The sequence below is a fragment of the Haloarcula sediminis genome, assembly GCF_035656455.1.
GTDB lineage: Archaea > Halobacteriota > Halobacteria > Halobacteriales > Haloarculaceae > Haloarcula > Haloarcula sediminis.
In genome coordinates, this window is record NZ_JAYMGA010000005.1 from 70,478 (window position 1) to 95,342 (window position 24,865).

Here is a 24,865-nt window from a genome sequence, read left to right on the forward strand (position 1 = left end):
CGCCGCGCCCGGAGGTCTGACGGTCCGGCGGTCTGAAGAGAATAGTTCTTCAGAATTAGCGCGTGAAGAAACATCACGCATTAGTAGCGCCAGTGGCTAGCCGACACCAGAATGAGTACCGTTCGCATCGTCGGGTGGGCAGTCGTCGCGCTGGTGCTGATGGCACTGGCAGTGCCCTGGTTCCTCTGGGGCGAGGCGGGGACCGCGGCCGGTCTCCCGGTGTGGCTGTGGTGGCATATCGGCTGGATGGCTCTCGCCAGCGTCGTCTTCGCCGTCTTCGCGCGCACCGACTGGGGCCTCGGCATCGAGGAGGTGCCCCGCCGTGGCTGAGACGACGCTCCAGCTTGGCATCGTCGGCGCGTACATGGTCGTCGCGCTCGCGGTCGGCGTCGTCGCCTACCGGCTGACCGACCGCACCGCCGAGGACTACTATCTCGCGAGCCGAACCCTCGGAACCGTCGTCCTCCTGTTTACGACCTTCGCGACGCTGCTGTCGGCGTTTACCTTCTTCGGCGGCCCAAACCTCGCCTACAGCGCCGGCCCCGAGTGGATACTCGTCATGGGGCTGATGGACGGCATCATCTTCGCCGTTCTCTGGTACGTGCTGGGGTACAAGCAGTGGCTGGTGGGCAAGCGCCACGGCTACGTGACGCTTGGCGAGATGCTCGGCGACCGGTTTGGCTCGACGGCGTTGCGGGTCACCGTCGCCGCCGTCAGCCTCGTCTGGCTGTTCCCGTACGTCATGCTCCAGCAGAAGGGCGCGGGCCAGGCCATCGTCGGGCTCACCGGCGGCGCGGTCCCCTTCTGGGTCGGCGCGGGGGGTATCACGCTGTTCATGGTGCTGTACGTCGCCCTCTCGGGGATGCGCGGGGTCGCCTGGACCGACACGCTGCAGGGACTCTTTATGCTCTCGCTGGTCTGGGTCGCGGTGGCGTGGGTCCTCTCGGCCGTCGGCGGGGCAGGAGAGGCGACGGCCCTGCTTGCGGCCGAGCAGCCGGACTTTCTCGGCCTCGGCGGCGGGCTCTACACGCCGCAGTACATCATTTCGACGGCCGTCAGCATCGCCTTCGGCGTGACGATGTTCCCGCAAATCAATCAACGCTTCTTTGCTGCCGGCTCGAAAAAGGTGCTCAAGCGGACCTTCGCGCTGTGGCCGATACTGGTCGTGTTGCTGTTCGTCCCGGCCTTCATGCTCGGGACGTGGGCGGCCGGGCTGGGCGTGACCGTGCCCGAGGGCGGGAACGTCATCCCGGCAATACTGGGCGAGTACACGCCGACGTGGTTCGCCGCCCTGGTCATCGCCGGCGCGATGGCCGCGATGATGTCCTCCAGTGACTCCATGCTGCTGTCGGGGTCGTCGTATCTGACGCGGGACCTCTACCGGCCCCTGACCGGCCGCGACGACGCGAGCGACGAGGCGACCGACCGACGCGAGGCGCTGGTCGCTCGCGCAGGCGTGGTCGCCTTCGCGACGCTCTCTTTCGTCGCCAGCCTCTACACGCCGGGGACGCTGGTCCAGATCGGCGACACCGCCTTCAGCGGCTTCGCACAGCTCACCGTCCCGGTCGCGCTGGCGCTGTACTGGCGTGGGACGACCCGGAGCGGGATGTTCGCCGGCGTCCTCGGGAGCCAGCTGTTCTACGTCCTGCACGTCTTTCCCGTCATCTCGACCCTTTCGGGGCTGGCCGGCGTCGAGGTCGCCTTGCCCGCGACGTATCTGGGGTGGACACCGGGGGTCGTCGGTATCCTCGTCGGCGCCCTGCTGACGGTCGGCGTCTCGCTGGTGACGGCCCCCGGTGCGACCGAGGACCGGAGTGCCTACGCCGTCTCCGGCGTCGAGAGCGACTGAGCCGACAGCGAGCGACGACGTTCGGTGCTTCGGCCTCACGTCCCCGTAGCGGTTCCCGGAGTCGGTCGTCGGCTGGCTGTTCCGCGCCAGTCCTCCCGACGAAACACCGCTCCGGCTGTCACGCCAAACCGAAGTCGTTTAGCCCCCGCTTTTCACACGTACACATAATGGCGCGTCGAGCACGCAGTTCGTCCGTTCCCGTACCCCCCGTAGTAGGGGTCTCCACGCCCCACTAATACACCCTCTCGACGCCCGCACCGCTTCTGACTACCCGCAGACGGCAGATTCGACATGAGTGATACACAGGACCCACCGACCGAGGAACCGCCAGCCGACGACCAGCTCAGCGGGGAGTACGACCCCGACGACATCGAACCCAAGTGGCAAGACCACTGGGTGAACGCGGACACGTACGCCTACGACGGGGACGCCGACACCCGATTCAGTATCGACACGCCGCCGCCGACGGTGTCGGGCAACCTCCACATGGGCCACCTCTACCAGTTCACCCTGCAGGACTTCGTCGCCCGCTACCGGCGGATGGCCGAGGACACCGTCTACTTCCCCTTTGGCTACGACGACAACGGCATCGCCTCCGAGCGCCTGACCGAGCGGGAACTGGACATCCGCCACCAGGACTTCGAGCGCCGGGAGTTCCAGAAGAAGTGCCGGGACGTCTGTGACACCTACGAGGCGGAGTTCACCGAGGACGTCCAGTCGCTGGCTATCTCGGTCGACTGGGACAACACCTACAAGACCATCGCGCCGGATGTCCAGCGGGCCTCCCAGCTGTCCTTCCTCGACCTCTACGAGAAGGGGCGGGAGTACCGCCAGCGCGCGCCGACCATCTGGTGTCCCGACTGCGAGACCGCGATTTCGCAGGTCGAACAGGAGGACGAGGACAAGGCCACGAAGTTCAACGACATCGAGTTCGAACTGGTGGCAGACAGCGAAGGCCCCATCACGTGGGACGAGACGTTCACCATCTCGACCACCCGTCCCGAACTCCTGCCGGCGTGTGTCTCCGTCTTCGTCCACCCCGACGACGACGAGAACCAGCACCTCGTCGGCGGTACGGCGCGGGTGCCGCTGTTCGGCCAGGAGGTCCCCATCATCGCCGACGAGCGCGTCGACATGGAGACCGGCTCCGGACTGGTGATGTGCTGTACCTTCGGCGACCAGAACGACATCGAGTGGTACCAGGCCCACGACCTGGACCTCCGGCTGGCCATCGACGAGTCCGCGACGATGACCGACGTCGCCGGCGAGTACGAGGGGATGCACACGACCGAGGCCCGCGAGGCCATCATCGAGGACTTGGACGCCGAGGGGTACCTGCTCGAATCCCGGGACCACGACCACACCGTCCAGGTCCACGAGCGCTGTGGCGTCGAGGTCGAGTATCTCGTCACCGAGCAGTGGTACATCGAGATGCTCGACAAGAAAGACGAGTACCTCGACGCGGGCCGGGAGATGGACTGGTACCCCGAGAAGATGTTCAGCCGCTACAAACACTGGATCGAGGGCCTGGAGTGGGACTGGTGTATCTCACGGCAGCGCGACTCGGGCATCCCCATCCCCGTCTGGTACTGTGCGGACTGTGGCGAACCGGTCATGGCCCGGAAGGCCGACCTCCCGGTCGACCCGCTGTCGGACGACCCGCCGGTCGATGCGTGTCCGGAGTGTGGTCACGAAGAGCTGACCCCCGAGGAGGACGTCTTCGACACGTGGGCGACCTCCTCGCTGACGCCGCTGGTCAACGCCGGCTGGGACTGGGACGCCGACGAGTCGGCAGGGACAGCCGACTCGGCGGACGACGCCGGGGAGTTCGTCTGGGAGAACCCCGAGCTCTACCCGTTCGACCTGCGCCCGCAGGGCCACGACATCATCTCGTTCTGGCTGTTCCACACCGTCGTCAAGTGCTACGAGCACACCGGCGAGGTCCCCTTCGAGAACGTCATGATAAACGGGATGGTCCTAGACGAGAACCGCGAGGCGATGTCAAAGTCCAAGGGCAACGTCATCCCGCCCAGCGAAGTCCTGGAGAACTTCCCGGTCGACGCCGCCCGCTACTGGGCCGCCGGCACCTCCATCGGCGACGACTTCCCCTACAAGGAGGGCGACCTCGAAGCCGGCGAGCGCCTGCTCCAGAAGCTCTGGAACGCCTCCCGGCTGGTCGACCAGCTGACCCCCGCCGAGCGCCCGGCCGAGCCCGACGAGCTGTCGGCGGTCGACCGCTGGCTGCTCGCGGAGCTCGACGACACTATCGACTCCGTCACCGGGAAGTTCGAGGACTACGCCTTCTCGAAGGCCCGCAACGAGCTGCGGTCCTTTTTCTGGAACACGTTCTGTGACGACTACCTCGAAATCGCAAAGCAGCGCCTGAGCGAAGGCGGGGACGACTCCACGGAGTACACCCTCATCACGGCCCACCGGACCTTCCTGCAGCTGTTTGCCCCGTTCCTCCCCCACATCACGGAGGAGCTGTGGGAGCGGCTGTACGCCGACGGGTCGGCAGACGCAGCCGACCCGGTGGACGACGCCACGGACGACGACGGCTCCGTCCACACCACCGACTGGCCCGTGCCCGGCGGCTACGAGGCCGACCTGAAAGCCGGCGAGACGGCGATGGAGGTCGTCTCCGCCCTGCGCCGGTACAAGACCGAGAACGGTCTGCCGCTGAACGCCGACCTCGACCACGTCGAGGTGTACGGCCACGTCGCGGGCTTCGAGGACGCCATCGCGGAGGCGATGCACGTCGAGCGACTGGACGTCTTCGAGGACGACCCAGACATCACGACCGAGATAAGCGGCATCGACCTCGACTACTCCGTCGTCGGCCCCGAGTTCGGCAGCGATGTGGGCGCCATCGACGACGGCATCGAGTCGGGCGACTACGAAATCGACGGCGACACCCTCGTCGTCGCCGGCGAGTTCGAGCTCGGCCCCGAGCTGTTCGAGGTCGAGGAATCGCGAACCTACTCCGGCGAGGGCGAGATGACCGAGACCGAGAGCGCGGTCGTCGTCGTGCGGTAGAGGCATCGGCCCCTCGGAGAGACCGGTGACCGACCGCACAGCTTTATTTTCCGCCGCAGTGAGTCACCAGCCATGCGAGGGAAACCACCGGCCGCACTCGGCTGTGGCGCCTACGTCGCCGGGGTCGCCGCTGCCGTGCTGTTGCTGGGCGAGCCGCCCTACGCCACAGTTGCCGCCGTCGCCGTCGCGGGGCTGTGTCTGGGCATCGTCACGGGCGGCCTGCTGGTCACCCGCACCCGCCTTCTGGGCCACAGGGTCACGGCGCGGTTCACGGGGGGCGCGCTGGTGGGGCTGGGGCTCTGGGTGACCTGGACCGGTGTGCAGTCCGGCCCGGGTGGTCGCTACCAGTTGGCCATCGGCAGCGTCTTTATCGCCGTCGTGGGCTGGGCCGTGATGGTCGGTCGCGAGCAGACGCCCGGCGACTGGGAGACGCTCGCCGTGCTCCCGCGGACGACCGACGGCGACGGCCGCCGGCGCCAGTTCACGCTCTTGGCCGACGTGGGCGTCCTCGTCGCGGTCGCCTACATCTGCTACCGGGCGGTCGTCCGCGGTGACGCCTCAAGCTGGCTCTTCGGCGGCCTCTTTCTGACCGTGTTCCTCCCGGGAACGCGCTCGCAGGTCCAGCTGACCGACAGTGGCCTCGTTACCACCCGCTATGTCGGCTGGGTGGTTCCGTTCGACCAGTCCCGGACACCGTGGACGCAGGTCTACGGCTACGAAGCGACCGACGACCGGCTGACACTCGGGACGGAGTTCGGCGCCGACCTGGTGTACGACCGCGAGCGCCTCGACGATGCCGAGCGCGTCGTCGGGATTCTGGACGACCGTCTCCCCCGGCTGTGAGTGGGCGGCCGAGCCAGTGGTTCACGCGCGTTTGACTTTCTCGACCCGCGTCGCGAGCGCGAGGAAGGTAGCCAGAATCGTCAGCGTCACCGCCCAGCCCGCCGCGAGGTCATGAGCCAGGACGGTGTGGTCGAAGGTCAGGGGGGCGACGAGGGGCTCCCCACGGAGCCACGTGTGGTGTGGCCCGCCAAGGACCGGCACCAAGTAGTCAACGATATCGTTGAAGCCGTACCAGAACGCGGCGACCGCCACTGCGGGCACGGAAAACGTCGCGTAGCGGTGGATGAGAAACGCCTCGACGGCCATCGCCAGATGCGAGAGAATCAGGAACCAGTAGAGCCACGCGGCGATACCCTCCGAGCCGTTGATGACGAGCTGGACGTAAGGGGTCCAGAGGCCGAGCTTGATACAGCCGAAAAAGGCCAGCGCGTGGAGCCACTGACAGTCCCAGTCCAGTTTCCACGCCGCAAAGGAGAGCCCGATGAACAGCGTCGCGACGGGCGAGTCCGGAATCAGCGGGTACGCCAGCGGCGTGGCGGCGCCCAACTGTCCGCCCAGCAGCGGCGGCGAGAGGTCGAGCGGCCGGCCGGCGTAGTACCAGAAGCCAAACAGCGTCCCGACGAGGTTGACGAGGGCGATGGGCCAGGCCAGTCGCAGGCCGACGTTTTCGAGCCACTCGGGCAGCGGCGCGACGTAGGCCGGGAGCCCCTCGGACTCGGGCAGCGACGCGTCGAAGTACCGGGCGACGAGCGACTCGATGCGCCGTCCCACCCGGTTCACAGCCGACATACCTCCCCGTGTGGGTTCCGATGGTAAACCGATAGCGATTGTGGTGGTTAGAGGAACGGAAGTCGGAACCGCCAAACCGTTCGGGAACAGCCCGAAAGCCCCCACGAAACCGACTCCGAGCGGTGGAAGGGCACGCGTTAAGTTAATCCAGTCCTAAGCCCGGCGTAATGCCTGAAGCTACCGATCTAGAGAACCTCCGCCGCGGCACCGACCTGGTCAAGCGCGGCTTCGCGAAGATGCAGAAGGGCGGCGTCATCATGGACGTCGTCACGCCCGAGCAGGCCCGCATCGCCGAGGACGTGGGTGCGGTGGCCGTGATGAACCTCGAAGCGGTGCCGGCGGACATCCGGAAACGGGGCGGCGTCGCGCGGATGGCCGACCCCGCCTCGCTGGAGGCTGTCATCGACGAGGTCTCCATCCCGGTGATGGGCAAGGCCCGCATCGGTCACACCAAGGAAGCCGAGATACTGGAGGCCGCCGGTGCGGACATGCTCGACGAGAGCGAGGTCCTGACACCGGCCGACGACCGCTACCACATCGACAAGCGCGAGTTCACCGCGCCCTTTGTCTGTGGCGCGCGCAACCTCCAGGAGGCCCTGCGCCGCATCGACGAGGGGGCGGCGATGATTCGGACGAAAGGCGAGGCCGGCACCGGCGACGTGAACCAGGCCGTCCACCACCAGCGCAATATCAAGGGGTCGATTCGCAAGCTCGAAGGGATGAGCCACGAGGAACGCGAGAAGTGGGCCCGCGAGCACGAGGCGCCCGCCGAGCTCGTCCACGAGACCGCCGACATGGGCCGCCTGCCGGTCGTGAACTTCGCCGCCGGCGGCATCGCGACGCCGGCCGACGCCGCCCTGATGATGCACCACGGCTGTGACGGCATCTTCGTCGGCTCGGGTATCTTCGGCGCCGAGGACCCCGAAGCGATGGGCACCGCCATCGTCGAGGCGGTCAACAACTGGGACGACGCCGAGAAGCTGACCGAGATCAGCAAGAACGTCGGCAAGGGGATGAAAGGCGACGCGAACGCCGACCTCCCCGAAGAGGAGAGGCTGCAGGGCCGCGGCGTCTGAGACGGGTTTCCGGCCGTTTCTCTCCGCTCTAGCGAAAGACGAAGAACCAAGTCCATCGGCGAGTGACTGGGACTGTGCAGCAGACGGAAACCGCCGCGACCGACGCGAACAGGGGGCTTCTCGACCTCATCAGGACGTTTCAGGAGACGCTCGAGGGGCTGGCCGCGTCACAGGGTCGGGTCGTCGCGACGGCCCTGCTTCTGGCCGTTCTGGTCGTCACCGTCGTCGTCATCCCGGCGGTCCTCTCCTGGCTCCGAACCGCCGCGACCGACCGGATGGGGGAGGGCAACTGGCTCCAGGCGGTCGCGACGCACACGCCGACGACGTTTCGCGGGCTGTTGCTGCGGACGGCCCAGGTTACCGTACTGTCGGTCATCGTCGTCTCGTTTCTCGTCGTCTGGGGGGTCGCGGACGTGGCAGCGACGCTCCGGCCGTTTCTGTCGACCCGCGACCCGACGCTCGTCCCGACGATACAGACTATCGTCCTCATCATGCTGGCTTTCGTCGCGTCGGACCAGCTACAGCGGTGGATCGACCGGTTTTCCACCGCACTCTCGGATTTCACCGACCACCAGGAGGAGATACTCCTCCGGGTGGGACAGGTCACCATCTTCGTCACCATCGGCACGACCATCTTCGCGGTGTGGCAGGTAGACGTGGGCGGCCTGCTCGTTGGGGCCGGGTTCCTGGGAATCGTCGTCGGCCTCGCGGCCCGCCAGACGCTGGGGTCGCTCATCGCCGGCTTCGTCCTGATGTTCTCGCGACCCTTCACCATCGGCGACTGGGTCGTCGTCGGCGACCAGGAAGGTATCGTCACCGACATCACCATCTTCAACACGCGTCTGGAGAACTTCGACGGGGAGTTCGTCGTGTTGCCAAACGACAGGGTAAGCGACAGCGCCATCACCAACCGGAGCCGGAAGGGGCTCCTGCGGTTGACCCTCGACATCGGCGTCGACTACGACACCGACGTCGACGCGGCCGGGGACCTGGCTCGCGAGGCGATGGTCGGCGTCGACGACGTGGTCGACTCCCCGCCGCCCCAGGTCGTTCCCAAGTCCTTTGGCGACTCAGCCGTGGTGCTGGAGCTCCGGTTCTGGATCGACCACCCGACGCCGCCCCGGAAGTGGCGGGCCGTCTCGGCCGTGGTGCGGGCGGTCAAGACGGCCTTCGACGAGGAAGGCATCGACATCCCCTTCCCACAGCGCACGCTCACGATGCGCGATGAGTCGTCAGCGACCGAGCGACCCCGCGGCGCACAGTCGGAGGACTAGCCGTCCCGGGTTGCGGCACTGAAGGTGGCCGGTCGGTCCCGGCGCAAAGGCTGCCCCGGCCGGATGGGGGTGCCGTCGAGAGACATGTGATAACACAACACACGTGCCGGGCAGGTTTCGGTCTCGACCCCGGGAAACCTGAACCGACAAGCTCCGACCCCGTCACGCGGTTACGACCCTGATTACGGGCGCAAGTGGCTGTCGAAGCTATTATCCCCGGGCGCACGTACGGGGAGGTATGAGCACGCCGCCGGGGGAGTACTACACAGACGAACGCTGGCAGAACTGGCTCGACCGCATCGAAAACGAGGGGATAGACCCCGAAGACGAGGACTCGGCGCGACTCCTGTTGAACCTGCAGGACGACGCCGCCATCGCGGTCGCGAAGATACTCACCGACCACGACGACGGCGAGCTGGACGAGGAGGCGACGCTGTCGGAGCTTGCTGGGGTCCGCGAGATCGTCCTCGACGAGATCGAGATGGACGACGAGGAGACGTTGATGCTCATCGACGGCGTCCAGACCTCGCTTGTCTGTGTCTTCTACGCCGCCGAGGAGTACACCGCCGAGGGCGTCGCCGACGAGGCGACCGTCACCGACTACATCGGGGCGGCCGCCGACGCCGAGGCCGAGGAGGACCTAGACGCCGCGCTGGGCTACTGTGTTCAGGCCGGCACGCGCATCATCGACGGGGACGAACTGCCCATGGAGGTCGTCGAGGACCTCGAATACGGGCTCGTCTCGGAGTGGGTCAACGGACTGGACAGCCTCCAGACCGCGCTGTCGGACCCGGAAGTCGTCGAAGAGGACGAAGACTGAGAACCCGCCGCCCACCCGATGTCGGCGACGACCGGTGTCCGGGAGGTCGTTCCGTCCGGGCGGATAGGTTTTTACGTACCACCACGTAAGTAGTCGGCATGGATTTTGTCGGGGACCGGCGGGGACAATCCATCCAGATCGGTGCCGTGTTGCTGTTTGGCGTCCTCATCATCGCCTTCTCCAGCTACCAGGCCTTCGTCGTCCCCGAGCAGAACCGCGAGGTTGAGTTCAACCACAACCAGGAGGTCCAGTCGGACATCCAGGACCTCCGCAACGCCATCGTCTCCGTCCCGGGCGCGACCAGTTCACAGGGCATTTCGGTCAAACTGAGCACGCGGTATCCCAGCCGATTGGTGGCGAGAAACCCCGGGCCGCCGTCCGGGTCCTTGCGGACCGACGGCACCACCGATATGCAGTACAACATCACGGTCCGAAACGCGGCGGCGAAGGGCGAGACCGGGGATATCTGGAACGGAACGGCCAGACCTTACAACACCGGCGCCATCGCATACACGCCGGACTACAGCCTCTACACGAACGCGCCGACGACGTACTACGAGCAGTCGGTCGCGTACAACCAGTTCCCGACCGCCAACATCACACTCTCCGAACAGTCGATGGTCAACGGTCGTGACATCACGCTCGTCGCCCTCAACGGCTCGCTGCGCCGGAGTTCGGGCGGCTCGACTTCCGTCGACGTCCGACCGGTGAGCCGGTCTGACGACCCGATCATCGTGCGCAACGACACGGCGACGACGAACGTCTCCATCTCGGTCCCCACGCGGCTGCCGGAATCGAAGTGGGAGGAGCTACTCGCCGACGAGATCGACGACAACCCCGGCGACCTCAGCAACGATAGATACATCGCGGACGTCACCACGACGGACGGCCCCGGCCCGTACTACACCCTCACGATAACGTTCGAGCGGGGCGCGAACTACCGGCTGCGGATGGCCAAGGCCGGCGTCGGCGACGGCGTCTCCAGCGAGTCGGCGGCGTATCTGACGGACGTGCGCGGCGACGGGTCGAAGGTCACAGACGACATCTCCGAGGTCGTCCTGGAAGTCCGCGACGAGTACAACAACCCCGTCCAGGGCGTGACCGTCTACGGCGGCGTCGACTCCGGCAGCGACGGGTCACTGGTAGAGGGCGAAGCGGTCTCCGACAACGACGGACAGGTCACCTTCGAGTACGACGCGACCGGCGTCACGCCGGGGACCCAGCAGTTGAACTTCAGTTACCGCGGACTGGACGGGAACTTCGACGGCACAGCGCCGGAGAACGTCTCGCTCGATGTCACGGTGACTGTGCAAAACGGCGACACCGGCGGCGGTGGTGGTGACGATGGGGGCGATGGCGGGGACGGCAGCCCCCCATCGATAGACTCGTTCAGCGCCAGCGAACAGGGGAATAGCGATAAAATCAACGTCGATGCAACGTTCTCGGACCCCGACGACAACCTAGACCAAGTAGTGATAACCGTGTACCGGGATTTCTTGTTTTTCAGAACCCAAGTGTACACCGCAACCGAGGAACTTGACCCAGCCGGAGACAGCATCGACAGGTCACTCGCCGGGGGCCGTAAATTCGACTCCGGCAGCTACATTGTGGAACTATCGCTCTCAGACTCAGCCGGAAACACCGTCACCGAAGATAGAGATCTCTTCATCAGCTAACCCGACCCCGTGGCTGAGAGGTCGTGTGTCAAGTCGTTCTACCGTGTGACCGAGCCCGGTATACGTACCCATCGCCGAGTTGCAGCCTCCGCCAGTATCGACAGAACCGTCTCACCCGCTGGCCGGCCATATCCAGGCCAGTTCTATCGGCTCGATCCAGTCGGCGTCCCGCTGCTGGAACGGCCGCCGTGCAACGCCCGCGACGAGCAGACATCGCCCGACCTGTCGCATCGCCGCGCTCCAGGGCTGGCCCTCGTGGGGGAAGTAAATCGGCGTCCACGCGTCCGGGTCCGACGCTCCAAGCGCCACCTCGACGGCCACTCGGTCGATATCTGACCGACCCATGAGTCGGTCGTAGACGTCGCTGGCGGCAGTCGCGGAGGTGTAGCGCTGGACGAAGATGGGCTGGGAAGTGAGTTCCTCGCTGTAGTAGCCGTCGTCGGGGCGGTCCCACTCGTTGACGAGCGCGTAACAGCGGTCGACCCTGTCGGTGGACACGCTGAGCTCGCTGACGGCGTCTTGCAGTCGCGTGCCGTCGGGATCGTCGGTCGAGCCGTCGATGGTCGCCAGCGGCTCGCCGTCGTACAGTTCGTCGCGGCGGGACTGGTCGACGCTGTCGTCGTAGACGAACGAGCGGTGGATGTCTCCGGACTGCCCCCGGTAGTCAACCTCGAAAAGCGCCGTCGTGGCCGTCCGGCCCGGTGAGTCGAGATAGCCGGCGAGTCGGTTCCGGATCGGGTCATCAGAGAGGGACTCCTCGACGTATGCGGCACTCGACAGGGCCTCGTAGTGTTCGTACAGCCGGACAAGCCCCGCGACGACCATGGCGATGTCGCCCCGGTCGTTGAACGCCGCGATGGTGTCCATCGTCTCCGTCGCGAACTGCGCCTCCGCGGCGAGGCCCGAAAAGTGCGGCCTCAGTTCCGCCACGAAGGTATCCGCGAACGCGCCGGTCTCCGCCCGGAGGTCAGCCACCGCGCTCTCGGACAGCGGCGTCTCGTCGGTCACCTCGTCGGTCGGCCGTTGCCAGTCGACGTCGGCGTAGCGCCAGCGCCGTTCCCCCTCGTCCCACCAGATGTCGTATGGCCACCCCCGATCGAGCCGAGGGCGGTCGGTCTCGCCGTCGAGCCGTTCGACGGCGGTGTCGGACAGCTGGACGGTCCCGCCGTGGTCGCTGATAGCAGCGAGCACGCTCTCGGCCGAGTCCCGGAGGGCGCCGATAGCGTCGTCGTATTCGCCGGCGAACCACGACAGTTCGTCCATCACGTCCTCGGTGCGCTGGGCCAGTCCCGAGGACTCCCCGTCGCCGTCGGTGTCGGCTTCGCCGTCGTCCGCCTGTCGGGCGACCACGTCCGCTGACTGTGTCCGTTGCTGATCGGCGACACCGGACTGTGCGGGAGAGGAGTGTCGCGCCGCGCCGACGGCGCCGAGTCCGACGCTGGCACCGAGCAGTCCGAGCACGCTTCGGCGGTTGTATCCCATCTATCGGTCACCTCCCTCGCCGCGAGAGTGGTTGCTAAGTCCGGGCGCAGTCATAAACATGTTCCTGTGGTTTCCGGTCATATCACGCATCATACCCACCGTATCGCCAGCACTGCGGCCACAGCCAGCGTCGCGGCCACGCCGGCGCCGACGAACAGCCACGGGAAGCCCCCGCCGCCGGAGTCAGCGGGCGGCGGCGTCGCCTGCGGGCCGTCCACGACCGATGTCGGTGTCGCCGTCGCCTGTGTCGGCGTCGGCGTGAGATCGGGCGGGTCGGTGTCGCTCTCGTACTGGACCGTCGCGCCCTGGCTTGTGTCCTGGGACTCGACCTGGACGTCGATGTCGGACTGTTCCATCTGCACCGTGTGGTTGATTCGCTGTGACTCGCCGGTATCAAGGTCGAAAATCCCCCTGACGGCGTTCGTCCCGTCGACGGCGATAGTCACCTCCGCGGTCCCGGCTTCCTCGCCGGTGTTGGTGACCGTCCCGGTGATGTTCACGGTCTCGTTTCGCTTTGCCGTCGCGGGCGCGTCGAGTTCCGTTTCGAAGTACGGGCCCTGCACGGCGCCGATATCCACGAACTCGGCGTCGGAGGACTCGACAGTCGTCTGGCCCCGTTCCACCCGAACCGTGGCGGCCTCGCCGACCGAGCGGCCACTGAGGTCGAACGTCGCGTTGAAGCTCCCGTCGGGGTTGACCGTTATCTCCCGCTGGGCGAGGAAACTCGGGTCCTCGTCGGGGAGCGTATCCGACGGCGGAGCCAGTCGGACGCCGACAGTTAGCTCCGTCCCGGGCGCCAGATTCGTGTCCCCGGCAACTCGTGCGTCGCGGGTCGGTGCGAGACCCACTGTCCCGTCCTCGACCGCATCGAAAGACAGGTCGGTCGAGGCAAAGGAGACGGCCTCCCGCTCGGTCACGTTCTCCGTCACCACGGTGCCGTGGTACGGGAACGTGGGGTCTGTCACGTCGCCGCCTTTGCCCCCCTGTGGGCCCTGTCCGCTGAACTCGAAGCGGCCGCCCGCGACGTACGTCAGCTCGGCGTCGTACTGCTCGTCGTCGGTGATCGCGTCTTCGTAAGCCGGCGAACCGGTGTCGATGACGGCATACAGGTTCCCCGGGTCACCCTCCGCCGTCTGCTGGTCCAGGAGGACGTAGGCGTCCTGATTGTCGCCGTCGTCGAGCACCAACCGGTCGCGTGGCTGGTTTAGCCGGTCCTCGCCGAGCAGCGTGAAGTTGACCCCCTCGCCCTCCCAATCGGTCCCGTCAGAGTCGATTGCGAGTTCGGAGAACACGTCGATGCCGTACCCCTCCGAAAGCCCCGTGTCGATGCTGTGTCGGTTCCGTGCGTAGTCGATGGCGGCGAGCGCGCCCCCGATGCCGGTCGTGTTGAACCGGAGGACGAGCCGGTCGCCGATAGCGGCGGTGTCTCTCGACGTGAGGTTGGGTTCCAGCTCGTCTATCGACCGCTGGCTGTCGGGCGCCTTCTCGGGTGCGACATACGTGTCGAAATCACGAACAGTCGACTGGACGAGGTCTAGCTCTGTCTCGCCGAGCGGCCGGTCGACGGCCGCGTCGCCGTCGTCAATCGTGAACCGTCCCCGACGGTCGGTGACGAGTTCGTACGTCGTCGGCTGGAGCGGGCGGGACAGCTGTTCGGTCGGCGCGGCGCCGTTGACCGACTGGACGTACTGGGCGAAATCGACCTCGTCCGAACTGTTTACCCCCTCGGCGTCGTAGAACCTGGCGTCGCTGACCTCGGTTCCGCTCCTCGCAGGGATGACCTCGTGGTGGATGTAGCTCTGGACCGTGTCGTCGTTGGAGTGATAGACCACCTCGGAGTCGCCCGCACTGACACCGCTCAGCCGTGAGTGGTCCGTACCCATGAGGCGGGTGTTCGCGTGGAACGTGACCTGTCCGTCCCCGTCGTCGTCTTCGAGGTACAACACGTCGACGAAAGCGGAGTCGGTGTCCCGTAGCTGCACCCACGTCTGGTCTGCCGAGTCGAGTGTGACATTGAACGACGCGACGTCCCCGGCGGCCCGGGTGTACAGTGGCCTCTCGAAGTCAGCATCGGCACCGCCGATACGGATCGTGGCCGTGTCCTCGGCGTTTGAGTCGGTGACGACGGTTTCGAACTGGTACGCGCCGTCGTCCGGGGCCGTCGCGTTGGCTTCCAGATTCGAGAAGTTCGCGATGATTTCGCCGTCCTGCCTGAAGTTCGTCGACGTACTCAGGTTCAGTGTGATATAGCCCGCCGAGCGCATATCGTCCACTCCGTCCCCGTCCTCGCGCTCGAAGCCGAGCTTCTCCAGCGGGAGGTGATTACGGTCTGTCACCTCGGTGAGGTCCGTTCCGGGGTGGATAAACAGGGCCCGGAGCTGTTCGTAGTCGAGTCCGTCTGCGCGTACCGTGACGTTGTAATCGCCCGCGCCGCGATTGCTCTCGACCGTTTCGAGCGCGACCGACTCGCTGTCACTCGCGGTGGTGTTTGACTCCCACTCGAGGTCGAGGGTCTGGGGTTCGAGCGTGAAGTTCACCGCGCCGCTGTTGAGTTCGTTGTCGTCGTTGAGCGCGTACGCCTGCCGACCGCTGGTTTCGAGGTCACCCGTATCGAGGTCGATATATCCGCTGCTGTTGACCGTGAGGACTCGCGCAGTGCGGTTGATACTCTCCGTCGATTCGTCGACCTCCAGCAGGTACACCGTGTCACCGCTCTGTGCGGTGAATTCGCCGCCGGAACTCTGTGTGACATCGATGGCAAACTCCTGGCCGTACCAGTTCGGGCCGTCCGTCAGCAGGCTCGTGTTCCCCGCAGTTTGGGTTGCACTCCCCGTTCCGACCAGCGGCCCCGCTGTCGCGATAAGCGAACACACGAGCAGCATCGCCAGGAAGACACCGCGTAACTTCTCGGACCGAGTCGTCATCGGTGTGGCCTCTGGTCGGGCGTCCGTGTATCCGACCCGATATGCGCTGTGTCCACTATATTCACATACATCCTTGCTGGTTCTCCCGCCATCGCGCGATTGGCTCGTCCCACGGCCGGCTACTACGTGGTGTGTCGATGGCTATAAACTCAGTGTGAATCGATATGAAAGCTCCGGCTATGTTCGCCGGCTGTAAGCGGTACACCGGCCCAGTCTGTCAATCGCGTGGCACGCTCTGGGCCCCCGGAAATCGACAATAGTCGAACTGCTGGTCGACAGTCATTTATACGTACGGGCTGACTCCCAGGCAATGACCGCAGTCGGCATCGACGCGATGGAAATCTGGACCGGAAAGCTCAAACTGGACCTCGCGGAGACGTTCGCCCCCGCACAGGGCGACGACCCCGGCAAGTACACGAAGGGGTTGGGACTGCACGCCTCCTCGTTCCCGGACGTCCACGAGGACATCGTGACCATGGCGGCAAACGCCGCCCACCGCCTTATGGACCGCAAGGGTCTCGAACCGGCGGATATCGGCCGCATCGACGTGGCCACCGAGTCCTCCTTCGACAACTCCAAACCCGTCTCGACCTACGTCGCGGGCTGTCTGGAGAAGGTGTACGACGGCGACTTCCACCACGCCAACAAGGGCGAACGGAAGTTCGCCTGTATCGCCGGGACACAGAGCCTGGACGACGCGTACAACTGGATCCGTGCCGGCCGCGCCCGCGGTCGGGCGGCCATCGTCATCGCCACCGACACGGCGCTCTATGCCCGGGACGACCCCGGCGAGGCCACGCAGGGCGCCGGCGCCGTGGCGATGCTCGTCGACGAGGACCCCGACCTCGTGGAGCTATCGCCCGACCAGGGCTATGGCAGCGCCGACGAGACGGACTTCCTGAAGCCAAACCAGCAGTTCCCCTCCGTCGACGGGAAACGCTCTGTGAACGTCTATCTGGCCCGCATGCGCGAGGCGCTCGACGACTTCGCGTCGGTTGCCGGGGACATCCACCCCGAGGACTACCCGCTCATCCCGTTCCACACGCCGTTCCCGGGAATGGTCCGGAAGGCCGCGGCGCTTGGCTACCGACACATCACCCGCGACACCGAAATCGAGGACGCCCTCGCCGAAGAGATCGGCTATCAGCCGCTCCGGGAGGCCTACGACTCCGACGAGGCCTTCTACGAGGCCATCCGGGAGTACACCGACGAACTGACCGAGACCGAGCGCTACCAGGACTGGTACGCCGAGACCATCGACCCGACGCTCGAAATCTCGCGCCACGTCGGCAACTGGTACACCGGCTCCGTCCATATCGCGCGTGCGGCCGGGCTCAAACACGCCCGCGAGAACGGCCGCGACCTCGACGGCAAGAAGCTACTGGTCGCCTCCTACGGCTCCGGCGCCCAGGCCGAGGTCCACGCCGAGACCGTCGTCGACGGCTGGGAGGACGAGATCGCCCAGCTCAACGTCGACGAGCAGATCCGGACCCGCTACGAGATGTCCTTCGAGGAGTACGAGCAGATCCACGACGTCCACAACCACGACGCCGAGGCCGACGCCGAGGCGTTCACCGAGCCAAGCGAGGAGTTCGTCTTCGACGGCTGGGGCCGGATGGGCGAGCGGACGTACAGGTACGTCGAGTAGTCCGTCTTCCGGTTGTTGGAGATTGGACTGTCCGCGCCTCTCTGGCTGTTCACAGTTATTCAACGAGAAGCGACCGCGCACTACCGACTAGGGCAGCCCTCGGAGCCCGTCCAGCACAGTGTCGAGGTCCGCGTCGGTCACCGCCAGGGAGACGTCGTCGATGCGAGCTAACTCCGGCGCGTGTTCCCAGATGTCGTCCCCGTCGAGGCCGTGCAACACGACGGCGCTGGGCGTCGGCGAGAGGACCCGCATCGCCACCAGCGGCGACTCGCCGCGGGTGACGCCGGTGAACACGAGCGCCCGGTTGGTCGACTGGCCATAGAGCTGGTGGAACTGGTCCGAGGAGAGTCTCGTGATGGCCGCAAGCGAGTTGATGACGGTGTGGCCGGCGACGGTGTCAGCCCCGCCACGATACAGTTCCTCGGCGTCGATTGCGTCGTACACCCGCTCGACGCCGACGGTCGCCGGATACTCCCGGAGGTCATGAACCACGTCGCTGTCGAAGCCAGAGGAGAGGACGCGGGCGTACTGGCGGATGCGGTCGCCGCCGCGGTCCTCGTCGATGTCGAGTAAGGCGCCGACGAGCCGCCGGACGACGCCGATACCGGGGTTGTCGCGGCGGCCGCTCTCGTAGTCGGAGACGACCGACGGCGAGACGTCCAGCCGCTCGGCCAGTGCCGTCTGTGCGACATCGAAATCCGTCCGCCACTTCCGGAGGGTCGCTCCCGGGTCGTCGCTGAGTGCGACCTCGCCGGCTATCTTCTCGGCGAGTTCGTCGCGGACACCCCGTGCCATTACCTGACGGGAAAGATGGTCGCGGACAAAAGGGTACCGGAGCGGCGTGGTGAGTCAGGCCGTGATCCGCTGGTCGACGACGACGGTGTCCGTGGGCGCGTGGACGATGCGGACGACGAGCCGGTCGCCGCTGTCGACGCGACAGGCCCGCGTCGCGAGGCGGAACTGAGCGGTCTCGCCGGCGGACCACTCACCGTCGTCGTCCACGTCGCCGGTGCCGATGGGGCCCTCGACCGAGTTCGCCGAGTTGTCGAAGATGTCGTCGCCGCGGACGTATCTGCTGGCGGGCCGCGGGTCGTCCCCCTCGGCCGGGAGGTTCACCAGCCGCCCGGTCTGCCCGCAGGCGCCGCTCGCGTCGACGACGAGTTCGATATCGGCGACGGTCAGCGTGTCCCCGCCCTCGTGGGTGACCCGGACGACCTGTCCGGTGTAGCGCCCGCCGCCGACGGCGTAGCGGTCGTAGGTCCCGCTGGACTGGGCGACTGTCGGCGCGGGGGCGGCGAGCCCGTCGGCGAACCCAAGCGCCGTGGCCGAAGCGGTGGCGGCCAGCACGAGCGCGAGGGCAACGAGCACGGCGCTCCCGACGACGGGCGAGACCGCTCGGTCGTCCCACAGCGGGCCGATGGCGCGCGCCACAGCCGGGGCTGGCCGCCCCTTCGGATAAAAACGGTCGGGCTCAGTCGGCCAGTACTGCGCCGACGACGGCCCCGACCGTGCCGAAGACGACCGGGTAGACCACGCCCGCGAGCACGACGGCGGTCAGCAGCGTCGGCGACCCGCCGCTGCTCTCACCGAGGCTGATGGCAAACAGCACCGCGCCGACGACCGAAAGCGGGAGATAGCCCAGCGTGACCGCCGGCCCGACTCTGAGCGCGTCCGCCGTCTCGGTCAGGCCGTTCAGGCGCGCCGCCGCGAGGCCGGCGGCGGTCAGGAGCGCGGGCGGGAGCAGGTACAGAACCGACGACAGCGAGTCGCTCTCGGTGATGAAGTTCACCGCGTCGGTCCCGCCAAACAGCGGGATATCGATGGTGAGCGTCGTCGTGACGAACTGGGCGTTGAAAAAGAGCCAGCCGACGACTTTCCAGTCGGCGCCCTCGTCGCCGAAGGCCTCGGCGACCCCGGTCAGCAGGAAGTCACGGACCGTCGAGATGGTCAGTGCGTATATCAGTACGTAGGAGAGGACGAACGCGGCGACGCCCGCGACGGCGGCGGTACCGTAGCGACGGCTGTTCAGGTTCATGGCGGATTGGACCCGGGGCGGCCCCGTGATAGGTCTTCGGGCTGACGGCTCCAACCGCCGGTCCGTGACGGGGGAGTGAGTGGCGCTCCGCAACCCCTAAACGACGGTCGCGCCAACCACGGACCAATGGACTGGACCGAGAAGTACCGCCCGAGCACGCTCTCGGAGGTACGGGGGAACAACAAGGCCCGCGACAGCCTGAAAGAGTGGGCCGACACCTGGGACGACCACCGCGAGGCCGTCATCCTCCACGGCACGCCGGGGGTGGGCAAGACCTCCGCAGCCCACGCGCTCGCCAGCGACATGGGGTGGCCGACCATCGAACTGAACGCCAGCGACACCCGGACGAAAGACGTCATCGAGCAGGTGGCCGGCGAGGCCGCCAAGTCGGGGACGCTCACCGCCGGCGGGGCCGGCCGTCGGCTCGTCATCATGGACGAGGCCGACAACATCCACGGCAACTCGGACCGCGGCGGGGCCCGCGCCATCGGTTCGCTGGTCAAAGAGGCCGGCCAGCCGATGATACTCATCGCCAACGAGTACTACGAGATGTCGAACAGCCTCCGGAACAACTGCCAGGACATCGAGTTCTCCGCGGTCCAGAAGCGCTCTATCGTCCCGGTACTGCGGGACATCTGTCGGAAGGAGGGCATCGAGTACACCGACGCGGCCATCGAGGACATCGCCGAACAAAACAGCGGCGACCTGCGGGGGGCTATCAAGGACCTCCAGACCACCGCGGAGGGCCGCGACCGCATCGAGGCCGACGACTACGTCTCGGGCGAGCGGGACACGTCGTCGGGCATCTTCGAGTATCTCGACGTCGTCCTCAAGGAGGGTAGCGCCGAGGAGGCCCTGAAAGAGAGCTACGACGTCGACGAGACCCCCGACGACCTCATCAACTGGATAGAGGACAACATGCCCAAAGACTACGAGGGGGCCGAGCTCGCGCGAGCCTACGGGCACCTCTCGGACGCCGACCGCTGGCTCGGGCGCGTGCGTGCGAGCCAGAACTACTCCTTCTGGCGCTACGCCGGCGACGCGATGACCGCCGGGGTGGCGGCCGCCCGCGACGGCGAGAAGGGCGGCTGGACCCGCTACGGGCCGCCCAGTTACTGGTCGAAGCTGGGCCGGTCGAAGGGCGCCCGGAACACGCGTGACTACATCGCCCAGAAGATAGCGGCCATCGACGGCGTCTCGATGCGCACGGCCCGCCGGGAGATCATGCCCTTCCTCGCGACGATGACCCACCACTGTACCAACCGCGAGCTGACGGTGGCGATGGCCGCGACCTACGAACTCGAAACCGAGCACGTCTCCTTTATCACCGGCTCGGGCGAGTCGACGAACAAGGTCCAGTCCATCGTCGAGGACGCCGAGCGGCTGCGCGAGGAGGCGGCGGTCGAGCATTCGGGCGGGGCCTTCGAGGGCGCCGTGGCGAACGGCGCCGGCGGCGGGAGCGACGACGAGTCCGACGACGACCCGCAGGCGACGCTCGGTGAGGACGCATCCGGGGAGACTGACGACGAGCCAGAGGAGACGCCCGACAGCGACGCGGCCGACGGGGACGACCAGCAGTCCGGGCTCTCGGATTTCATGTAGCCGGGCTCACCGGCCGGCGCCCAGTCCCGGAATCGCCGTCCGCTCCTCGACGACCCCCATCAGCACTGAGGCCGAGACGACAAGCGCCAGGTAAAACAGCGCCGCGAGCACGTACAGTTCCGTGTACCGGAAGGTGTCGTTGGCGATGGACTCAGCCTGGAAGAACAGCTCCCGAACGGTGATAAACGCCGCGAGCGAGGAGTACTTGATGAGGTAGACGAACTCGTTTGACCACGAGGGGATAGCGTACCGCAGCCCCTGTGGGAGAACGACAAACCGGATGCCCTCGACCTTCGAGAGGCCGAGCGAGCGGGCCGCGGTCAGCTGCCCGGCGTCGACGGATTCGAGCGCCGAGCGGATGTACTCCGCCTGGTAGGCCGCGCTGTTGAGCGTGAACCCGAGGATGGCGACCAGGGCTGCCGTCCCGGGGATAAAGCCCGACCCGACGCCGGGGACCTCGCGGAGGACGCCGGTCAGCGGGAGCCCGAAGTACAGCACGAACAGCTGGGCAAGCAGCGGCGTTCCCCGGATGAGCTCGGTGTAGCTGAGCGACAGCCACCTGAGGGGGCGTCCGCCGTACACCCGGGCGACCGAGAGCGGCACCGCAAGCACGAACCCGAGCGTGATGCCGGCCACGGTGAGGACGACGGTGAGCCACGCGCCCCGGGCCAGTGCGGGAAGCGACGGGATGGCTCCGGCCACGAACGAGAGGAGCCCGGCGGCCACGTCCAGGGGCGCGCCGGCGACGCCGACCGACGCGGCCACACTCGAAAGCGAGTCGGCCGCCGACTCGAACGGCGCAGCGGGGAAAAACGGCCGGTCCCGGGGGACGCCGACGCCGGCCGGGAGCAGGTAGTCGTTGGCCAGGCGCGCCGCGAGCCACCCCCAAAACAGCGCGAGCCCCGCGAGGGCGACCGGTCGGTCGACGTCGACCGTCGTCCGCATCTGGTCGCCGAGCGTCTGGTCTCCGGCACTCATCGCTCTGGGTCCGACTGGAGGCCGCTGAGGAACGACTCGGTTCGGTCGTGTTCCGGGCGGTCAAACAGCTGTTCCGGGGGACCGGACTCGACGATTCGCCCGCTGTCGAGGAAGTGGATGTCGTCGGCGGCCGAGCGAGCGAAGCCCGTCTCGTGGCTGACGACCAGCATCGTCGTCCCCTGCGCTGCGAGGTCGCGCATCACGCTGACCACCTCGCCGACGAGTTCGGGGTCGAGCGCGCTGGTCGGCTCGTCGAAAAGCATCAGGTCGGGCTCCATGGCGAGCGCGCGAGCGATGCCGACACGCTGTTTCTGGCCCCCGGAGAGCTCTGCGGGGTAGGAGCCGCCCTGGTCCGCCAGCCCGACCTGTTCGAGCCGGTGTGTGGCCGCCTCGACGGCGTCGTCTTCGGCCATTCCGCGGACGCGTTTGAGCCCGAGCGTGACGTTTTCCAGGGCCGTGAGGTGGGCAAAGAGGTTGAAGTCCTGAAACACCATGCCGACTCGCTGTCGGAGTTCGTTGACATCTGTCCCCGCGTCGGTGACGTGCGTGTCGCCGAGCCAGATGTCGCCGCTGTCGATCTCTGCCAGCCGGTTGATACAGCGCAACATCGTGGACTTCCCGCTCCCGCTTGGCCCCATCAACACGTCGACGTCGCCGCGGTCCATCTCGAAGCTGACGCCGCGCAGTACCTCCTCGTCGCCGTAGGACTTGTGTACGTCCTCCACTCGTAGCAGTGTCATCTGTCCTCTCCGGTCGGAATCGCGTAGTAGTCGGCAAGCCTGTCCAGCCCGCGGTTGGTCGCAAACGTCAACACGAAGTAGATAGCGCTGATGACGAGTATCACTTCGAGGACGGCGGTCGACCCGCCCGACTGCGTGAACAGGTCATACCCCCGCGTCAGCAGCTCCGCGAGCCCGATTGCGAACGCGATACTGGTGTCTTTTAACACGATAGTGAACTCGTTTTGGAACCCGGGCATGCTGCGCCGGAGCGCCTGTGGGACGGCGACGTGACGGATGGCCTCGAAGCGGCTCATCCCGACCGCGCGGGCCGCCTCCAGCTGCCCGTCGTCGACACTCTGGAGTGCCCCCCGGAACAGCTGTGACTGGTAGGCCCCACTCCGGAGCCCCAGGCCGACGGTGGCGGTGACGAACGCCGACTCCGAGATGGAGACGACGAAGAAAAGCACCAGCATGATGACGACGATCGGCGTCCCCCTGAGCACGACGCCGGCCGTCTGTACGACCCAACGGGACGCCCCGCCGCCGTACACTTCGAGGGCGCCCGCGGGGAACCCAAGCAGGAACCCGAGCGAGAGGGCGGTCACTGTCAGTCCGACCGTGACGCCCACGCCGGACAGCAGATACTCCAGGTTGCCGAGGACGAACGTCCAGTCGCCGGCCTGCATCATCGGTCTATTCGCCGAACCAGGTCTGGGCCAGGTCCTCGTACGTGCCCGACTCCCGGACCGTCGAGAGCCCCTCGTTGAGCGCCGTCTGTCGCGCCTCGTCGCCGTCGCGGACGCCGAAACCGAACTGCTCGCCGGTCTCGTAGACGAACGCCGACTCGACGGGTCGGTCGGCCGTAAGCGTCTCGGCGACCGGGACGTCGATGACGACGGCGTCGACGTTGCCGTTCTGGAGGTCCTGGATGGCAAGGACGTAGTTGTCGTAGGCGTTGTACTGGTCTTCGGTGATCTCGTCGCCGATGAGTTCGTCCTGGACGACACCCTCCCCGGTGGTCCCCTTCTGGGCGCCGACCGGTCGGTCCGCGAGGTCGGAGAGGCTGCCCGGCGAGAAGCTCCCGTCGGTGCGGACGACGATAGCCTGGTCCGAGGAGTAGTACGGGTCGCTGAAGTCGATCGTCTCGTCGCGGTCCTCGTTGATGGTCATCCCCGCCGCGATGACGTCGATGTTCTCGTTGACGAGCGCGGGCGTGAGCGAGTCGAACTCGTACTCCTCCCAGCCGTCGAACTCGTAGTCGGTCTGCTCGACGACGGCCTCCAGCAGGTCGATGTCGAAGCCAACGATTTCGCCGTCCTGTTTCATCTCGAACGGCGGGAAGCTGGGCGCGGTTCCGGCGGTGATGGTCTGTGCGCTGTCGTCGCCGCCGCCGGAACAGCCCGCCACGGAAAGCGTGACGGCGGTTCCACCGACGGTCGTCAGATACTGTCGACGCGAGAGCTCTCTCTCAGACATACCCGTCCATCGGGGTATGCCGAAATGAGTGTTACGAACAAGCGAACGGTGGTGTGAGCTATCCGACTCGATGCGGGCTCAGTCAGAACCCGGCGCCGCGTCGGCACCCGACTCCGCCGCGGTATCGGCGCCGGCGGCCGACGCTGTCCCGTCGAACGACCACGCGGTCGCGGCGACCATCGCGGTCAGGATCGTCAGCGCGGCGGCGTGATGGAGCACCTGAGCGGCCGCGCCGAAGTTGATGATGGTGTTGGCCCCGAGCAGTATCTGGACCGGGAGTACCACCGTCGCGACGACGGTGGCGTACCTGATACGCGACGAGTAGCCGCCCCGCCAGGCGGCGATAGCCGAGCCGATGATGGCGAAGCCGGTTATCATCGCGACGAGGCGGTGGAACCACTCGACGAAGCTCGCCCAGTTGGCCGGGAACAGGCCCATCCAGCCGTCACACAGCGGCCAGCGCGCCCCACAGGTCAGGCCGGCGCCGATGGCCCCGGTGTACACCCCGAGCAGGATGAGCGCGAAGGTCAACGCCGTCGTCCCCGTGAGCAACTGTCGGAAACGGGTGGTCATAGGTGTCACTGTGGACTCGATATACTTAGGACTCGCTCTTTGCGGTCGCTGCAACCGACACG

Annotated in this window: 21 protein-coding genes; 10 read left to right on the forward strand and 11 right to left on the reverse strand. The window is 66.7% G+C overall.

Translation table 11 applies throughout. From position 1 onward, the window contains the following. Positions 1-111: 111 nt before the first annotated feature. The 4 genes from VJ162_RS09400 to VJ162_RS09415 all read left to right on the forward strand — a co-directional run bounded on the left by VJ162_RS09400 (position 112) and on the right by VJ162_RS09415 (position 5,728). Complete coding sequence (locus VJ162_RS09400; RefSeq protein ID WP_324663852.1) at positions 112-330, forward strand: DUF3311 domain-containing protein; 219 nt, start codon at positions 112-114, stop codon at positions 328-330. Then, a complete protein-coding gene (locus VJ162_RS09405; RefSeq protein ID WP_324663853.1) occupies positions 323-1,849 on the forward strand; it encodes a sodium:solute symporter family protein in 1,527 nt (508 codons plus the stop codon). Before VJ162_RS09400 ends, VJ162_RS09405 begins: the two co-directional genes overlap by 8 nt. Positions 1,850-2,140: 291 nt before the next feature. Further along, the gene (locus tag VJ162_RS09410; protein ID WP_324663854.1) at positions 2,141-4,885 is read left to right on the forward strand and encodes a valine--tRNA ligase; all 2,745 of its coding nucleotides are present in this window, start codon (positions 2,141-2,143) and stop codon (positions 4,883-4,885) included. Between the two features lie 72 nt (positions 4,886-4,957). Further along, positions 4,958-5,728: a hypothetical protein gene (locus tag VJ162_RS09415; RefSeq protein WP_324663855.1), complete on the forward strand. Its 771-nt coding sequence runs from the start codon at positions 4,958-4,960 to the stop codon at positions 5,726-5,728. A gap of 21 nt (positions 5,729-5,749) precedes the next feature. Here VJ162_RS09415 and VJ162_RS09420 read toward each other — a convergent pair whose 3' ends face one another. Then, positions 5,750-6,517 carry a DUF1405 domain-containing protein gene (locus VJ162_RS09420; RefSeq protein ID WP_324663856.1) on the reverse strand — a complete coding sequence of 256 codons (768 nt, stop codon included), beginning with the start codon at positions 6,515-6,517 and terminating at the stop codon, positions 5,750-5,752. A gap of 167 nt (positions 6,518-6,684) precedes the next feature. Here VJ162_RS09420 and pdxS point away from each other — a divergent pair, with 167 nt between their 5' ends. The 4 genes from pdxS (at position 6,685) to VJ162_RS09440 (ending at position 11,363) form a co-directional block, all read left to right on the forward strand. After that, entirely contained in the window at positions 6,685-7,593 is a 909-nt protein-coding gene (pdxS, locus tag VJ162_RS09425; RefSeq protein WP_324663857.1) for a pyridoxal 5'-phosphate synthase lyase subunit PdxS, read from the forward strand. Positions 7,594-7,655: 62 nt separating this feature from the next. After that, the gene (locus VJ162_RS09430; RefSeq protein ID WP_407066849.1) at positions 7,656-8,867 is read left to right on the forward strand and encodes a mechanosensitive ion channel family protein; all 1,212 of its coding nucleotides are present in this window, start codon (positions 7,656-7,658) and stop codon (positions 8,865-8,867) included. A gap of 238 nt (positions 8,868-9,105) precedes the next feature. After that, positions 9,106-9,687 (forward strand): DUF2150 family protein, encoded by a 582-nt coding sequence (locus VJ162_RS09435; protein ID WP_324663859.1) that lies wholly within the window; start codon positions 9,106-9,108, stop codon positions 9,685-9,687. Between the two features lie 98 nt (positions 9,688-9,785). Next, positions 9,786-11,363 (forward strand): Ig-like domain-containing protein, encoded by a 1,578-nt coding sequence (locus VJ162_RS09440; RefSeq protein ID WP_324663860.1) that lies wholly within the window; start codon positions 9,786-9,788, stop codon positions 11,361-11,363. Positions 11,364-11,474: 111 nt separating this feature from the next. On the opposite strand, the gene VJ162_RS09445 is transcribed toward VJ162_RS09440, so the two are convergent. Together VJ162_RS09445 and VJ162_RS09450 are read right to left on the reverse strand one after the other, a co-directional pair. Continuing rightward, on the reverse strand, positions 11,475-12,845 hold the full coding sequence (locus VJ162_RS09445; protein ID WP_324663861.1) for a hypothetical protein: 1,371 nt from the start codon (positions 12,843-12,845) through the stop codon (positions 11,475-11,477). Between the two features lie 89 nt (positions 12,846-12,934). Further along, positions 12,935-15,769 (reverse strand): BGTF surface domain-containing protein, encoded by a 2,835-nt coding sequence (locus tag VJ162_RS09450; protein WP_324663862.1) that lies wholly within the window; start codon positions 15,767-15,769, stop codon positions 12,935-12,937. A 310-nt stretch (positions 15,770-16,079) separates the two neighbouring features. Between VJ162_RS09450 and hmgB the strand changes: the two genes are divergently transcribed. Next, a complete protein-coding gene (gene hmgB, locus VJ162_RS09455; protein WP_324663863.1) occupies positions 16,080-17,417 on the forward strand; it encodes a hydroxymethylglutaryl-CoA synthase in 1,338 nt (445 codons plus the stop codon). An 87-nt stretch (positions 17,418-17,504) separates the two neighbouring features. On the opposite strand, the gene VJ162_RS09460 is transcribed toward hmgB, so the two are convergent. From VJ162_RS09460 to VJ162_RS09470, 3 genes are read right to left on the reverse strand one after another with little or no spacing between them, the layout of a single operon-like run. Continuing rightward, a complete protein-coding gene (locus VJ162_RS09460; protein WP_324663864.1) occupies positions 17,505-18,212 on the reverse strand; it encodes a helix-turn-helix domain-containing protein in 708 nt (235 codons plus the stop codon). A 54-nt stretch (positions 18,213-18,266) separates the two neighbouring features. Further along, complete coding sequence (locus VJ162_RS09465; RefSeq protein WP_324663865.1) at positions 18,267-18,848, reverse strand: type IV pilin; 582 nt, start codon at positions 18,846-18,848, stop codon at positions 18,267-18,269. 40 nt (positions 18,849-18,888) lie between these two features. Further along, the gene (locus VJ162_RS09470; protein ID WP_324663866.1) at positions 18,889-19,452 is read right to left on the reverse strand and encodes a hypothetical protein; all 564 of its coding nucleotides are present in this window, start codon (positions 19,450-19,452) and stop codon (positions 18,889-18,891) included. Between the two features lie 126 nt (positions 19,453-19,578). On the opposite strand from VJ162_RS09470, the gene VJ162_RS09475 reads away from it, so the two are divergent. Next, positions 19,579-21,054: a replication factor C large subunit gene (locus tag VJ162_RS09475; protein ID WP_324663867.1), complete on the forward strand. Its 1,476-nt coding sequence runs from the start codon at positions 19,579-19,581 to the stop codon at positions 21,052-21,054. Between the two features lie 6 nt (positions 21,055-21,060). Here the strand turns inward: VJ162_RS09475 and VJ162_RS09480 are convergent, their stop codons facing one another. The 5 genes from VJ162_RS09480 to VJ162_RS09500 form a co-directional block, all read right to left on the reverse strand. After that, on the reverse strand, positions 21,061-22,032 hold the full coding sequence (locus VJ162_RS09480) for an amino acid ABC transporter permease (RefSeq protein WP_324663868.1): 972 nt from the start codon (positions 22,030-22,032) through the stop codon (positions 21,061-21,063). Next, entirely contained in the window at positions 22,029-22,772 is a 744-nt protein-coding gene (locus VJ162_RS09485; protein WP_324663869.1) for an amino acid ABC transporter ATP-binding protein, read from the reverse strand. The genes VJ162_RS09480 and VJ162_RS09485 overlap by 4 nt, the downstream gene beginning before the upstream one ends. Next, entirely contained in the window at positions 22,769-23,443 is a 675-nt protein-coding gene (locus VJ162_RS09490; RefSeq protein ID WP_407066850.1) for an amino acid ABC transporter permease, read from the reverse strand. The genes VJ162_RS09485 and VJ162_RS09490 overlap by 4 nt, the downstream gene beginning before the upstream one ends. A gap of 4 nt (positions 23,444-23,447) precedes the next feature. After that, the gene (locus tag VJ162_RS09495; protein ID WP_324663870.1) at positions 23,448-24,230 is read right to left on the reverse strand and encodes a basic amino acid ABC transporter substrate-binding protein; all 783 of its coding nucleotides are present in this window, start codon (positions 24,228-24,230) and stop codon (positions 23,448-23,450) included. A 78-nt stretch (positions 24,231-24,308) separates the two neighbouring features. Continuing rightward, the gene (locus tag VJ162_RS09500) at positions 24,309-24,857 is read right to left on the reverse strand and encodes a COX15/CtaA family protein (protein WP_324663872.1); all 549 of its coding nucleotides are present in this window, start codon (positions 24,855-24,857) and stop codon (positions 24,309-24,311) included. Positions 24,858-24,865 lie beyond the last annotated feature (8 nt).

Excerpts from the sequence above, each read along its gene's own strand:
- VJ162_RS09450 (WP_324663862.1), bottom strand. The coding sequence starts at position 15,769 with ATGACGACTCGGTCCGAGAAGTTACGCGGTGTCTTCCTGGCGATGCTG.
- pdxS (WP_324663857.1), top strand. The coding sequence starts at position 6,685 with ATGCCTGAAGCTACCGATCTAGAGAACCTCCGCCGCGGCACCGACCTG.
- VJ162_RS09445 (WP_324663861.1), bottom strand. The coding sequence starts at position 12,845 with ATGGGATACAACCGCCGAAGCGTGCTCGGACTGCTCGGTGCCAGCGTC.
- VJ162_RS09400 (WP_324663852.1), top strand. The coding sequence starts at position 112 with ATGAGTACCGTTCGCATCGTCGGGTGGGCAGTCGTCGCGCTGGTGCTG.
- VJ162_RS09490 (WP_407066850.1), bottom strand. The coding sequence starts at position 23,443 with ATGATGCAGGCCGGCGACTGGACGTTCGTCCTCGGCAACCTGGAGTAT.
- VJ162_RS09485 (WP_324663869.1), bottom strand. The coding sequence starts at position 22,772 with ATGACACTGCTACGAGTGGAGGACGTACACAAGTCCTACGGCGACGAG.
- VJ162_RS09415 (WP_324663855.1), top strand. The coding sequence starts at position 4,958 with ATGCGAGGGAAACCACCGGCCGCACTCGGCTGTGGCGCCTACGTCGCC.
- VJ162_RS09435 (WP_324663859.1), top strand. The coding sequence starts at position 9,106 with ATGAGCACGCCGCCGGGGGAGTACTACACAGACGAACGCTGGCAGAAC.
- VJ162_RS09420 (WP_324663856.1), bottom strand. The coding sequence starts at position 6,517 with ATGTCGGCTGTGAACCGGGTGGGACGGCGCATCGAGTCGCTCGTCGCC.
- VJ162_RS09475 (WP_324663867.1), top strand. The coding sequence starts at position 19,579 with ATGGACTGGACCGAGAAGTACCGCCCGAGCACGCTCTCGGAGGTACGG.
- VJ162_RS09410 (WP_324663854.1), top strand. The coding sequence starts at position 2,141 with ATGAGTGATACACAGGACCCACCGACCGAGGAACCGCCAGCCGACGAC.
- VJ162_RS09460 (WP_324663864.1), bottom strand. The coding sequence starts at position 18,212 with ATGGCACGGGGTGTCCGCGACGAACTCGCCGAGAAGATAGCCGGCGAG.
- VJ162_RS09470 (WP_324663866.1), bottom strand. The coding sequence starts at position 19,452 with ATGAACCTGAACAGCCGTCGCTACGGTACCGCCGCCGTCGCGGGCGTC.
- VJ162_RS09480 (WP_324663868.1), bottom strand. The coding sequence starts at position 22,032 with ATGAGTGCCGGAGACCAGACGCTCGGCGACCAGATGCGGACGACGGTC.
- VJ162_RS09495 (WP_324663870.1), bottom strand. The coding sequence starts at position 24,230 with ATGTCTGAGAGAGAGCTCTCGCGTCGACAGTATCTGACGACCGTCGGT.
- VJ162_RS09440 (WP_324663860.1), top strand. The coding sequence starts at position 9,786 with ATGGATTTTGTCGGGGACCGGCGGGGACAATCCATCCAGATCGGTGCC.
- hmgB (WP_324663863.1), top strand. The coding sequence starts at position 16,080 with ATGACCGCAGTCGGCATCGACGCGATGGAAATCTGGACCGGAAAGCTC.